An 11,959-nucleotide genomic window follows, 5' to 3' on the forward strand; every position below is an offset into this window, starting at 1 on the left:
CCGGCCGCGGCGCGGCGGGCACGGTAGGGGCAATGCGGGGACACCGCGCACCGGGGAGACGAACACCAGATGGCCACCTTGAAACGCTGGGTGCTGCGCCGCCGCCCCACCGGCGAGATCCAGCCGGGGGACCTGGAACTGGTCGAGGAACCGATCCGCGACCTGGCCGACGGCGAGGTGCTGGTGCGCACCCTCTACCTGTCGCTGGATCCCACCAACCGCATCTGGATGAGCGACCAGGACCAGTACATGCCGCCGGTGCAGATCGGCGACACCATGCGCGGCGGGTCGCTGGGCATCGTGGAGCGCTCGCGGTCCGACCGGTTCAAGCAGGGCGACGTGGTCAACACCGGCCTGGGCGGCTGGACCACCCATGCGATCGCCAACGGCGCGATGCTGTTCCCGGCGCCGACGCTGCCCGGCGTGCCGCTGACCGCCTACATGAGCGTGCTCGGGGGCACGGGGCTGACCGCCTGGTTCGGTCTCTGCGAGATCGGCAAGCCGCAGCCCGGCGAGACCGTGGTGGTGTCCGCCGCCGCCGGCGCCGTGGGCTCGATCGTCGGCCAGGTGGCGAAGCTGAAGGGCGCGCGGGTGATCGGCATCGCCGGCGGCCAGTCCAAGTGCGACTGGCTGACCGGCGAGCTCGGGTTCGACGGGGCCATCGACTACAAGCACGAGGACGTCGGCGCGGCGCTGGACCGGCTGTGCCCGAACGGCATCGACGTGAACTTCGAGAACGTCGGCGGCGACATCATGGACGCCGTGGTCTCGCGGATGAACAACTTCGGCCGCATGGCCTTGTGCGGGATGATCTCGACCTACAACGACAGCGACCGGCCGGCCGGGCCCACCGACTTCGTGCGCGTGCTGATGCACCGGCTGACCATCCGCGGCTTCATCATCACCGACTTCCTGCCCCGGGCCGGCGAGGCGATGGCCGAGCTGATCCCGTGGGTGATGGAGGGCAAGCTCAAGTGGAAGGTCCACGTGGACCAGGGGCTGGAAGGCGCCATGGACTCGCTCCAGCGCCTGTTCACCGGCGCCCACGACGGCAAGCTGCTGATCCAGGTCTCGCCGGAGCCTTAGGGCCGAGAAGAAGCCGGGTCCTCTTCTCCACACCCGTAGGGGGAGGGGGACCATGCGCAGCACGGTGGAGGGGGTTTGCAGGATAGGTCTGGGCGGTGGCGGTCCCCCTCCACCCCGCTTCGCGCGGTCCCCCTCCTCCTACGGGTGAGGAGAAGGGCGGTGACCGAGCGGCCTCAGAACCCAGCGGTGTTGGTCGGCAGGCCGAGGAACAGCCGCCCCGTGGTCTCCAGGATGTTGGGGGAGACCATGAAGTGCTGGGTGGCGACGTGGATGTCGCGGAACTGCCGCTGCAGGGGCGAGGTCGCGTAGACCGAGGTCCCGCCGGCCAGGGTGTACATGGCGTCGACCACGGCGGCCGACTCGCCCACGGCATGGTTCACGGATAGGCGCATGTTGCGGCTGAGGGCCAGCGGCACGGGCTCGCCGGCCAGGGTCAGGGCCCAGGCCTCGTCGAGGGCGCCGTAGAAGAAGGCGCGGGCGGCGCGCAGGCGGGCCTCGGCGCGGGCGATCTCGATCTGGGTGTGCGGGCGTTCGGCCAGGGGCGCGGACGCCCCGCCGCGGCGCTTCTCGCCGGCCACGCGGGTGGCCTCGTCCAGCGCGGCGCGCGCGATCCCCAGCGCCACCGCGCCGATCCCCTGGGCCAGCGGGGAGAACGGCGGAAACCGGAACAGCGGGCGGTCCGGCAGGCGGGTGCGCAGGACGCCGGCGGCGTGGCGGTCTTCCACGAACACGTCCCTGACCTCGAAGGCGGTGCTGCCGGTTCCGCGCAGGCCCGACACCTGCCAGGTGTCGAGCGAGGTCACCTGGTCGGCGCGGAAGAACAGCATGTGGTTGCGCGGCAGCCCCGCCGAGTTGAGCAGCGGCTGGCCGTCCTCCAGCAGCACGCAGCCGCCGCCGATCCAGTCGGCGTTCGGCGAACCCGAGCCCCAGTCCCAGCGGCCGGTGACCCGGAACCCGCCGGAGACCCTGGTGGCCCGGCCGTTGGCGGCGAACACCCCGGTGGCCAGGCTGTCCGGCCGAGCCATGATCTCGCGCGTCGCCTCGTCGGTCAGCCGGCCGAACGCCAGCGTGGTGGTGCAGGCGATGAAGGTCACCCAGCCGCAGGCCGCGTCGCCCTGGGCCAGGGCCTCGCAGACCTCGGCGACGGTGCGCGGCGCGGCCTCGAACCCGCCGCAGGCCTGCGCCAGGAACAGCCGGTAGAAGCCCGCCTCGCCCAGGGCGCGGGAGAGGTCGGGGGGGATGCGGCCGGCGGCCTCGATCTCTGCCGCGCGGGGCGCCAGGTCGTCGGCGGCGACGACGCGGGCGCGCGCGACGAGGTCCTGTTCGGTGGTCATCTGCGCCCTCCCCGGCTGTGCGGGTCAGCCGAGGAGGTTTGCGCCGCGCTGTCAATGCGCAGCCGGGGGGCGCCTAGCCCAGGGCGGCCGCCAGCTCGGGCCACTGGCGCACCAGGGTCGCGACGTCGAAGTTGTCGCGCCACAGCACGATGCTGCCATCGCGGACCTCGAAGACGCCGGTGACGGGAAATTCCGCCCAGCGGTCGGGGCCGAGCTGGTGGCGGTCCAGCCGATCCAGGAACACCGTGTCGCCTTCGACGGCCTTGCGCAGCACGATGAACTCGTTCCTGAGGGTCGGCGCGAAGAACGGTTCGAGCACGGCGCGCACGCCGGCCGGGCCGTGCACCGTGGCCATCGGGACGTTGGTGTATTCGCAGTCGTCGGCGATCAGCGGCAGGGCCGTGTCGTAGTCCTTGGTCTCCATGGCCTTCAGGAAGGCCAGGATGACGTCCAGGGGCGATGTGGGCGAAGAGGTCATGGGGATGGGGTTTTTTGCCGTGAGCAGCCGCTTCTGGCCCAGGCGGGCGGCGGGGGCGATTACGTGAGAGGTAAGCACGGGGCGGCGTGGACGGCCGCGCCATGAGCCGCGATGGTGGCGTCCCCGCCGTCGTCCGGAGACCCCGCGCCATGCCGAACACCACGCCGCCCCCGGGCTCCGGGCTCGATCGCCGCCAGCTGGTGACCGCTGGCCTGGGGGCCGCGGCCCTCGCGGGCGCAGCGCGGACGGCGGGGGCTGAGGTCGCCGCGCCGCTGAAGCTGACGACACCGTGCGTGATCTCCACCTGGGACTTCGGGGTCGCCGCCAACGCCGCGGCCTGGAGCGTGCTGGCCGGCGGCGGGGCGGCGATCGATGCGGTGGAGGCCGGGGCGCGCATCCCCGAGGCGGACCTGAAGAACCACAGCGTCGGCCGCGCCGGCTATCCCGACCGGGACGGCCACGTCAGCCTGGACGCCAGCATCATGAACCAGCGGGGCGACTGCGGCGCGGTGGCGGGGCTGGAGCACATCGCCCATCCGATCTCGGTGGCGCGCCGGGTGATGGAGCGGACCCCGCACGTGCTGCTGGTCGGCGAGGGCGCGCTGCAGTTCGCCGTGGAACAGGGGTTCCCGCGCGAGGAACTGCTGACGCCGGAGTCGCGGGCGGCATGGCGGGCCTGGCTGCGCGAGAAGTCATACCGGCCGATCGCCAACCGCGAGGTCGGCGACTATGGCCGCAAGCTGGGCCCGCCCGGCGGCCGGGCCAACCACGACACCATCGGCATGCTGGCCATCGACGCGCACGGCGACCTCTGCGGCGCCTGCACCACCAGCGGCATGGCCTGGAAGATGCGCGGCCGGGTCGGCGACAGCCCGATCATCGGCGCCGGGCTCTATGTCGACAACGAGGTGGGCGCCGCCACCTCCACCGGGGTCGGCGAGGAGGTGATCCGCAACGTCGGCAGCTTCCTGGTGGTGGAGCTGATGCGCCAGGGCCGCTCGCCGCGCGACGCCTGCAAGGAGGCGGTGACGCGGATCCTGCGCCGCAAGGCGGTCCACGACCCGGACTTCCAGGTGGGCTTCCTGGCCCTCAACCGGGCCGGCGAGGTGGGCGCCTGGGCGGTCCAGTCGGGCTTCACCTACGCCACCTGCGACGCCCGGTCCCAGACCCGGATCACCCCCAGCGAGAGCTTTTCGTGAGGTGACCCCGGCCGGCAGCGGGTCCTGGTCATGGCGCGCGCGCCGGCGCGGCGGCGGGGATCAAGCGCCTTCCCGGCCGCGGTGGATGTAGGCCACCAGGCTCTTGATCTCGTCGCGGCTCAACGGCGTGGTCGGCATCTCGTAATGGCCGACGTCGTTGATCGCCTCAAGCTCGTTTGGCCTGCCGGCGCATGACGCTCTCCCTGGACATCGCATCGACGCGGTCGGCACATGGGCGATGCGAACGCGCGGCGGAGGTCTACGTCAGGCAAACGCCATTCGCGAGCCAAGCGCTCCAATAGGCCTCCGCAACCTTGCGAATTATTCGGCCCATCCGGCGAACTCGGTCAGTTCGCTGAGCCTCAGGCTGCGGCGATGAGCGGGGTTGGGGGCGGCTCGCCGTTCAGCGAACCGTCTGCGTCTCCCTGGGGGCCGAAACGCGGCGCGTCCGGGCCTGGGCCTTGGGCTTCGGCAGCAGTCGGAAGCGGGTCTGGCACCACGCGAAATCGACGCCCACATCGAGCAGGGCATCGGAACGTCCGCAGGGGCAGGCGAAGTCCATGATCCCGATGACCCGGTAGGTCTCCCCGGCCCGGAGCGGCGTCGGCCATCCCGTGGCATGGTTCGGGGCCGCGTTGACGCATAGAACCAGGTCGCCAGGGCCAACAGCGTCGCTCATAGCCTTCATCCTCTACCCTTGGGCGAAGACTAGACCCTGGCCCGCAACGGGCAAAGACCGGTTTCCACCCGTCGCGGACTCCACACAGCGCCTCCGGCGCAGCGCCAGGCCCGCGGGGGTGGCGCGTGGGGCGGCGCCTCACCTGGGCGTGGCGGATTCCGGCGGGTAGGTGAAGGGGCGGTCGTGGATCCAGGTCTCGGCCAGGCGGTCAGCCTCGTCGAAGCCCTCCAGCAGCGCCGCCTCCTCGCCGGCCTTGGGCGGGCAGGCCTTGGCGAAGTCCTTGAAGGCGTCGTGGATCTCGTCCTTCACCTGCGCCACGCGCGCGGGGATCGCGCCCTCCAGCGAAAGGCCGGAGTTCCACTTCAGGCCGTCGCAGCGGGAGAACCTGATCGCCACGCCCGCGCCGTCCGGGTCCGAACGATGCAGGACGAAGTCGACGGTCTCCAGGCTGCGTGCCAGCCGGACCTCGCGGTCGCTGTCGTCGCCGGGCTTGGCGCCCAGGTCGCTCACCGTCCAGCCGCCGACCTGCTGGGTACGCTCAAGAGGCCCGGTGGGCGCGGGCTGCGGCGGCGGCTGGGCCGAGGCGGCGCCGGCCAGGGCCAGGCCCAAGCTGAGCGGAACGAACAGCTTCACGGTCTACCCCTTCGCCGACCCGCGATCCTCTTATCACGGACCGCGGTCGGCGAGGCGGCCTGATCGCTACGCGGCGCCTTTGCGCGAACGGGGCGCTTTCTCGACAACCGGCACATAGCCGGCGTCCTGGGCCTTGTCGCGCCACTGCTTCGCGGACTCCAGGAAATGTGCGCGCGTGATGCCGAGCGACTTCTCGGCGCGGGCTTCCGCGGCCTGAGCGCGTTTGTGGAATTCTGCACCCTTGGTCATGGCGCAGAGCGGTACCCCTCGCCCGCGATCAGTTCAATCGCCATGACGATCCTACGACAAAGCTGCGTCGAACTGACCCGCCTCAGCGGCTCGGTCATCAGGACTGAGCCCGAATCGGCTTTTGCGCGCCAACCCCGCGCCTCACAGCCACTGCGCGTCGTCCTCGCCCTCCGGCCCCAGGCCGATCTCCGCCGGATCGACCCCCTCCTCGACCGCCCGCTTGCGCGCCAGCCTGCGCAGTTGCCGCTTGTGCCTCTCGGCCTGCGCCGCGTCCCCCGGCGGCGGCGGATGGGTCCACGGCCCCACGCGGTCGCGCACCGGCCGCATGGTGTCCGGGTCGGCGCAATAGCTGACCACGCGGTGCTGCCCGGTCTCGAAGTGTCTCTCGACGTGGAAGTGGCGGAACAGGATCACCTGCGGTCCCTCTGGCGCCACCGGCGCCGCCGGCGCCTCCACCGGCTTCATGCGCCCGTGGGTGCGCGGCGACTTGGTCCCCGCCAGCCAGCGCAGGTGGCCCAGCTGCATGCGGGTCATGAACGTGGTCTGCGGCGTCGCCGCCAGCGCCATCTTCCAGCCCGTCTCCCCCATCCGCTCCGCCTGCGCCTGCCGCGCCATGGCCAGCGCCTCGGCGAACGCCGCCTGCGTCGTCTGCCAGTAGAAGATGACCCGCAACGACGGCATCGCCGGGTCCTCGGCGATGTCGCAGAGTGGCTCGCCCTCCGACACCCGCACCACGATCTCGTGCGCCGTCACCGGGCAGTAGCTGGAGGGCCGCCCCGGCGCGGTCCGCTTCCCGAACAGCTTCGCCCGCTGGTACAGCGCCGCGACCCGCGGGTTCTCCCGCACCCAGGCGTTGAAGCTCGCCCGGGTCGGCATGTCCGCGTCCCGGCAGATCGCCAGCACCGTCTCCCCCGCCGCCACCCGCCGACAGATCGCCCGGATCGCCCGCGCCGAATACCGCACCGGCGCCCGCGCCGTCGCCCGCTCGTCCTCGCTCCGCCCGTCCTGCATGCCAACCGCCCTCACCGCCCGGTCACCCGCAGGCGCCGCGACAGTCCGAATGAATGAATGGAAGCCGGCCCGGCGGGGTGCTGCGTCTTGAACCGCAATCCAGGAGCCTCGGAGACCCTAGCCCAAAGGCAATGCCACGTCAAGAACAAACAAAGAACATGAGTCCAGCGCTTCAGCCGCAGTCCCCGCGCTCCTTCCTCTGCTTCTAGCCTCCGCCGTTCACGGGGGAGGGGAACCATCGGCTGAAGAGCCGATAGTGGAGGGGGCGAGGGCGGATTTTCGCCCTCTCATGGCCCTTCCGCTCAAACAGGCAAAATCTCGTAGTTGAAATAATTGGGTTTTCTGAATCTCTAGGGCTGCAAACTTGCGCCTCAGGCACCCCAAAAAACCTATTTCAACAACCTGCTAGGCCCTGGGTAACCTGGCCGTCCCTCACTTCCGAAAATACCCCCAAACCCGCTCCGCCAGCGCCTCGCTGACCCCCTCCACCTTCGCCAAATCCTCCACGCTCGCCCGGCTCACCCCCCGCGCCGACCCGAACGCATGCAGCAGCGCCCGCTTCCGCCCCGGCCCCACCCCCTCGATCTCGTCGAGCGGGTTCTTCTTCATGTCCGCCGCCCGCTTCACCCGGTGGGTCCCGATCGCGAACCTGTGCGCCTCATCCCGCAACCGCTGGAGGTAGTACAGAACCGGCGATTTCGGCTCGAGCATGAAGTACGGCCGGCCCGGGATGTAGAACCGCTCCAGGCCCGCGTCGCGGTCCGGTCCCTTCGCCACCCCCACCACCGGGATGTCGTCGACGCCCAGGTCGGCCATGATCTCCACGACCACGTTGACCTGGCCCATGCCGCCGTCGATCAGCACCAGGTCGGGCCGCGCAAACCCCCCGTCGTCGACCCCGGCCTCCTCGTCCTTGACCATCCGGGCAAACCGCCGGCGCAGGACCTCCTTCATCATCCCGAAGTCGTCGCCGGGAGTGATCTCGGTGCTCTTGATGTTGAACTTGCGGTACTGGGATTTCTGGAAGCCGTCGGGGCCGGCGACGATCATGCCGCCGACCGCGTTGGTCCCCATGATGTGGCTGTTGTCGTAGACCTCGATCCGCTCGGGCGGGGTCTCCAGGCCGAAGGCTTCGCAGACCCCGGCCAGCAGCTTGGTCTGGGCCGAGCTCTCGGCCATCTTGCGCCCCAGCGCCTCGCGGGCGTTGGTCAGGGCGTGGTCGACCAGCTGGCGCTTCTCGCCGCGCTGGGGTTTGCCGATCTGCACCTTGCGGCCGGACTTCTGGGCGAAGGCTTCTTCCAGCAGCTCGCGCTCCGCGGGCTCCACGCTGGTGAGGATCAGCTTGGGGATCGGCTTGTCGTCGTAGAACTGGCCCAGGAAGGCGCCCATGATGTCGGCGTCCTCGTCCGACTTGTCCACACGCGGGAAATAGGCGCGGTTGCCCCAGTTCTGGCCGGCGCGGAAGAAGAACACCTGCACGCAGGCCTGGCCGCCCTCGGCATTCAGGGCGAAGACGTCGGCCTCCTCCAGGGTCTCGGGGTTGACCGAGGTCTCCTGGGCGACGGAGGCCAGGGCGCGGATGCGGTCGCGCAGGCGCGCGGCGTATTCGAACTCCATCTCGTCGGAGGCGGCCTGCATCTCCTGCGACATGCGCTGCATCACCAGCCGCGACTTGCCGCGCAGGAAGTCCTCGGCCTGTTCGACCAGCTGGGCGTAGTCGTCCAGGGCGATGAGGCCGGTGCAGGGCGCCGAGCAGCGCTTGATCTGGTGCAGCATGCAGGGGCGCGTGCGGCTCTCGTAGACGCTGTCGGAGCAGGAGCGCAGCAGGAAGGCCTTCTGCAGGGTGTTGAGGGTCTTGGTCACCGAGTGGGCGCTGGCGAAGGGGCCGAAATAGTCGCCCTTGATGGTGTGGGCGCCGCGGTGCTTGCGCAGCTGGGCGGCCGGGTGTTCCCGGCGGATGACGATCTCGGGGAACGACTTGTCGTCGCGCAGCAGGACGTTGAAGCGCGGCTTCAGCTGCTTGATCAGGTTGATCTCGAGCAGCAGGGCGTCGGTCTCGGTGCGGGTGGTGATGAACTCCATCGAGCGCGTCAGGTCGACCATGTGGGCGATGCGCTGGGTGTGGAAGCGGCCCTGGGCGTATTGGACGACGCGCTTCTTGAGGCTGCGCGCCTTGCCGACGTAGAGCACTTCGCCGTCCTCGCCCATCATCCGGTAGACGCCCGGCCGGTCCGGCAGCCGCCTGACCTCGTCCTTGATCAGCGCCGCGCCCTTCAGGGGGGCGGTGGCGTTCACGGTCGAAGGGGGAGCGTCCGACATGGGGAGAGATATAGGCGAGTCCGCGGAGCCGCGCAGGGGGCCTTCCCGCCCCTCCCGTTTTCGCGCGCCAGCCGGCAAGCTGGACCCTTGGCCGCGGCGCCGCCAGGATCGGGGCGGGCATGGACCTTGGGAGACGCGCGTGGGCCGACTGACCTGGTGGATGTTCCGCGCCCGGCTGGCGATGGAGGATCCGAAGAGCCGCGCGTGGGATGCCCGCCATGGGGTCGAGACCGCCGCCGAGACGGCGCTGGGCGACGCCGGGGTGGCGGGCGATGCGGTGGCGCGCGGGAACGGCGTCTACCGGGTGACCTGGGGCGGGCTGATCGGCAAGGCGCTGGGCGCGCTCGACATCGCCGATCCTGGGCTGTGGACCTTCGTCGACTACGGGTCGGGCAAGGGCAAGGCCATGCTGATGGCCGCGGACTATCCGTTCGCCCGGATTGTGGGGGTGGAGTTCGCGCCGCAACTGCACGCCGTGGCGGTGCGCAACTGCGCTGCCTATCGCAGCCCGGACCAGGCGTGCCGGGCCCTGGAGCCGGTGCTGGGCGATGTGCTGGATTATGAGCCGCCGGCGGGGCCGCTGGTGGTGTTCATGTGCAACCCGTTCGACGAGGCGACGCTGAGCGCGGTGTTCGACCGCTGGCGCGTGCGGGTGGCCGGGGGCCAGACCGACCTGCGGGTGCTGTACCTGAACATGCGCGAGGTCGCCGAGAGCCGCGGGGTGCTGGACGCCCAGACCTGGCTGAAGCCGGTGGCGCGGGCCAGGCAGTTCGTGGTGCTGGCGCCCGTCTGAGCCGGCCGGCGCTAGAGCCTGTCTGGTTCAAGTGGACTCACTTGAACCAGATAAAAAGGCTCCAACGCTTTGAATTAGAGCGCGTCGGGCGGCGAAACCGGGATCCACTTTCGCCTGACGCGCTCTAGATCCTGAAGGCGCCGGCCGCCAGCCGCTCGGACACCGACCGGGTCAGCTTCACATAGCCCCGCTTGGGGTCGTGGAAGTAGAGCGCGCCCTTGATCTTCGCCGGGTCGTAGCCGTCGGCGACCAGGTCCATCTTGCGGATCTTGAAGGTGCCGGTGGCGTCCAGGGCGGGCAGCAGGCGCAAGAACAGCGGCTGGGCGTAGGAGGGCAGCTCGCGGGCCACATAGTCGCCGAACGCCTTGGGGTCGAACGGGCGGTCGGCGACCAGGGCGGCCATGCCGGCGCGGCCGTCGGCGCCGTCGACGCTGACGCCATAGACCGTGGCCTCGTCGATGCCAGGGAAGGCGGTCAGCCGCTCGGCCACCTCGTTGGTGGAGACGTTCTCGCCCTTCCAGCGGAAGGTGTCGCCGATCCGGTCGATGAAGTAGAAATAGCCCTCGGCATCCATCCGCATCAGGTCGCCGGTGGCGAACCAGGCGTCGCCGCGCGCCAGCACGTCGTGCAGCACCTTCTGCTCCGAGGCGGCCTTGTCGAGGTAGCCGGAATATTCGGTGCGCGCGTCGCCGCTGATCTGGCCGAGGCATTCGCCGACCTGGCCGGGGCCGCACTCGACGCCCAGGCCATTGGCGCCCCGCACCACCGCCTCGGCCTCAACATCGTACTGCACCAGCCGCAAGTTGGCCCGCTTGCGCATCCACTTGGGCACGCGGCCGATCGAGCCCTCGTGGCCGTCGAAGTTGAACAGGCTGACGTTGCCCTCGGTCGAGCCGTAGAACTCCAGGATCTCGGGAATGCGGAAGCGGCGCTTCAGCGTCGGCCAGACGTCGGGGCGCAGGCCGTTGCCGAACGCCAGGCGGATCTTGTGGCGGGCCTCGTCCGGGTCCTCCTCATGGTTGACCAGGTAGCGGCACAGCTCCCCGATGTAGACGAACATGGTGCAGCCCTCGGCCACGACCTCCCCCCAGAAGTGGCGGCTCGAGAACTTGCGCCGCAGCACCACCGAGCCGCCGTTCAGAAGCGCCGCGCCGATCGCGCAGAGCCCGCCGGTGGCGTGGTAGAGCGGCAGGGCGATGTAGATGCGGTCGGTCTCCTTCGCCCCCGTCGCCCCGGCGAAGCCGCGCATGTACAGCTGGGCGCGCATGTGGGTGATCCGTGCGGCCTTGGGCAGGCCGGTGGTGCCGGAGGTATAGATCAGCAGCGCCGGGTCCGAGGCGGTCATGTCCTCGCGCACCGCCCGGTCGGGGGGCAGTTGGCTGCAGCTCTGCAGGGCGCGGACCAGGTCGCGCTGGTCGCCGTTGGCGGGGCCTAGCACCCACTGATGCAGGGGGTGCTCGACCAGGGTGCGGGCCTGTTCGAAGACCGGCGAGGTCTCGGCGTCGACGATCAGGTGGGCGGCGCGGGAGATGTTCAGACAGTGGGCCAGCGGCAGGCCGGCCAGCTGGTTATTGATCAGCGCGGTGACCACGCCGACCTTCGACAGGCCGTACCAGACGGCGAAATATTCCAGCCGGTTGGGCATGAACAGCGCCACCACCTGGCCGCGCCGCAGGTTCAGGCTCTTGGCCCAGTGGGCGTAGCGGTTGGCGATGGCGTCCATCTCGCCATAGGTGACCGTGGTCCCCTCGAAGGTGATGGCGGGCCGGTCCCGCCAGCGATCCACGGCGGCCTCGAGGTCATCGGTGAGCAGGTGGGGCGAATCGGCGGCGATGGAGCGCACCCGGCCCAGCGTGCGGGTCAGGCCGCGCAGGAAACGCCACTCCCGCTTCAGACGAGCCATGAAACTCATGTCTCGCCCTCCAACGCGACGGACCAGAGTGAGGTCACGGCGATCACAAGGTCAAGGCGGCGAAGGCGCGCGGCCGGCGCGGGGCCGGCTTTGCCCCGGGGCGTGACCGCCGCCGTCAGTTCCCACCCGCGTTCGCGTCCGGCAGGCCGAGGATGCGCTTGGAGATGATGTTGTTCTGCACTTCGTGGGTCCCGCCGAAGATGGAAAAGGCCTTGCCGGCCAGCCATCCCCGCACCTCGGACAGTTCGTTCGCCTGGAAGGCCTCG

11 protein-coding genes are annotated in these 11,959 nt (G+C 70.4%); 3 read left to right on the forward strand and 8 right to left on the reverse strand.

What is annotated here, in order from left to right; translation table 11 throughout:
* Nucleotides 1-69 precede the first annotated feature (69 nt).
* Nucleotides 70-1,086, forward strand: coding sequence for an NADP-dependent oxidoreductase (locus tag Q0R13_RS09160; protein WP_293902762.1), 1,017 nt, complete (start codon nucleotides 70-72; stop codon nucleotides 1,084-1,086).
* Between the two features lie 173 nt (nucleotides 1,087-1,259).
* On the opposite strand, the gene Q0R13_RS09165 is transcribed toward Q0R13_RS09160, so the two are convergent.
* The gene (locus Q0R13_RS09165) at nucleotides 1,260-2,420 is read right to left on the reverse strand and encodes an acyl-CoA dehydrogenase family protein (RefSeq protein ID WP_293902765.1); all 1,161 of its coding nucleotides are present in this window, start codon (nucleotides 2,418-2,420) and stop codon (nucleotides 1,260-1,262) included.
* A gap of 73 nt (nucleotides 2,421-2,493) precedes the next feature.
* On the reverse strand, nucleotides 2,494-2,898 hold the full coding sequence (locus Q0R13_RS09170; RefSeq protein ID WP_293902768.1) for a limonene-1,2-epoxide hydrolase family protein: 405 nt from the start codon (nucleotides 2,896-2,898) through the stop codon (nucleotides 2,494-2,496).
* A gap of 149 nt (nucleotides 2,899-3,047) precedes the next feature.
* On the opposite strand from Q0R13_RS09170, the gene Q0R13_RS09175 reads away from it, so the two are divergent.
* Nucleotides 3,048-4,097 (forward strand): N(4)-(beta-N-acetylglucosaminyl)-L-asparaginase, encoded by a 1,050-nt coding sequence (locus tag Q0R13_RS09175; protein ID WP_293902771.1) that lies wholly within the window; start codon nucleotides 3,048-3,050, stop codon nucleotides 4,095-4,097.
* A 403-nt stretch (nucleotides 4,098-4,500) separates the two neighbouring features.
* On the opposite strand, the gene Q0R13_RS09180 is transcribed toward Q0R13_RS09175, so the two are convergent.
* The 5 genes from Q0R13_RS09180 to uvrC all read right to left on the reverse strand — a co-directional run bounded on the left by Q0R13_RS09180 (nucleotide 4,501) and on the right by uvrC (nucleotide 8,988).
* On the reverse strand, nucleotides 4,501-4,776 hold the full coding sequence (locus tag Q0R13_RS09180) for a hypothetical protein (RefSeq protein WP_293902774.1): 276 nt from the start codon (nucleotides 4,774-4,776) through the stop codon (nucleotides 4,501-4,503).
* A gap of 138 nt (nucleotides 4,777-4,914) precedes the next feature.
* Complete coding sequence (locus tag Q0R13_RS09185; protein ID WP_293902777.1) at nucleotides 4,915-5,409, reverse strand: hypothetical protein; 495 nt, start codon at nucleotides 5,407-5,409, stop codon at nucleotides 4,915-4,917.
* Between the two features lie 66 nt (nucleotides 5,410-5,475).
* Nucleotides 5,476-5,658: a hypothetical protein gene (locus tag Q0R13_RS09190; protein ID WP_293902780.1), complete on the reverse strand. Its 183-nt coding sequence runs from the start codon at nucleotides 5,656-5,658 to the stop codon at nucleotides 5,476-5,478.
* Between the two features lie 141 nt (nucleotides 5,659-5,799).
* Nucleotides 5,800-6,669: a hypothetical protein gene (locus Q0R13_RS09195; RefSeq protein WP_293902783.1), complete on the reverse strand. Its 870-nt coding sequence runs from the start codon at nucleotides 6,667-6,669 to the stop codon at nucleotides 5,800-5,802.
* Nucleotides 6,670-7,101: 432 nt separating this feature from the next.
* Complete coding sequence (uvrC, locus tag Q0R13_RS09200; RefSeq protein WP_293902785.1) at nucleotides 7,102-8,988, reverse strand: excinuclease ABC subunit UvrC; 1,887 nt, start codon at nucleotides 8,986-8,988, stop codon at nucleotides 7,102-7,104.
* Nucleotides 8,989-9,127: 139 nt separating this feature from the next.
* Here uvrC and Q0R13_RS09205 point away from each other — a divergent pair, with 139 nt between their 5' ends.
* Nucleotides 9,128-9,781 carry a class I SAM-dependent methyltransferase gene (locus Q0R13_RS09205; protein WP_293902788.1) on the forward strand — a complete coding sequence of 218 codons (654 nt, stop codon included), beginning with the start codon at nucleotides 9,128-9,130 and terminating at the stop codon, nucleotides 9,779-9,781.
* A 124-nt stretch (nucleotides 9,782-9,905) separates the two neighbouring features.
* On the opposite strand, the gene Q0R13_RS09210 is transcribed toward Q0R13_RS09205, so the two are convergent.
* The gene (locus tag Q0R13_RS09210; RefSeq protein ID WP_293902791.1) at nucleotides 9,906-11,693 is read right to left on the reverse strand and encodes a long-chain-acyl-CoA synthetase; all 1,788 of its coding nucleotides are present in this window, start codon (nucleotides 11,691-11,693) and stop codon (nucleotides 9,906-9,908) included.
* Nucleotides 11,694-11,959 lie beyond the last annotated feature (266 nt).

Source organism: Phenylobacterium sp., from assembly GCF_025351295.1.
Taxonomy (GTDB): Bacteria; Pseudomonadota; Alphaproteobacteria; order Caulobacterales; family Caulobacteraceae; genus Phenylobacterium.

What these genes read in the sequence shown, in the direction of transcription:
- uvrC (WP_293902785.1), bottom strand. Translation starts at nt 8,988, where the DNA reads ATGTCGGACGCTCCCCCTTCGACCGTGAACGCCACCGCCCCCCTGAAG.
- Q0R13_RS09190 (WP_293902780.1), bottom strand. Translation starts at nt 5,658, where the DNA reads ATGACCAAGGGTGCAGAATTCCACAAACGCGCTCAGGCCGCGGAAGCC.
- Q0R13_RS09180 (WP_293902774.1), bottom strand. Translation starts at nt 4,776, where the DNA reads ATGAGCGACGCTGTTGGCCCTGGCGACCTGGTTCTATGCGTCAACGCG.
- Q0R13_RS09160 (WP_293902762.1), top strand. Translation starts at nt 70, where the DNA reads ATGGCCACCTTGAAACGCTGGGTGCTGCGCCGCCGCCCCACCGGCGAG.
- Q0R13_RS09210 (WP_293902791.1), bottom strand. Translation starts at nt 11,693, where the DNA reads ATGAGTTTCATGGCTCGTCTGAAGCGGGAGTGGCGTTTCCTGCGCGGC.
- Q0R13_RS09170 (WP_293902768.1), bottom strand. Translation starts at nt 2,898, where the DNA reads ATGACCTCTTCGCCCACATCGCCCCTGGACGTCATCCTGGCCTTCCTG.
- Q0R13_RS09165 (WP_293902765.1), bottom strand. Translation starts at nt 2,420, where the DNA reads ATGACCACCGAACAGGACCTCGTCGCGCGCGCCCGCGTCGTCGCCGCC.
- Q0R13_RS09195 (WP_293902783.1), bottom strand. Translation starts at nt 6,669, where the DNA reads ATGCAGGACGGGCGGAGCGAGGACGAGCGGGCGACGGCGCGGGCGCCG.
- Q0R13_RS09175 (WP_293902771.1), top strand. Translation starts at nt 3,048, where the DNA reads ATGCCGAACACCACGCCGCCCCCGGGCTCCGGGCTCGATCGCCGCCAG.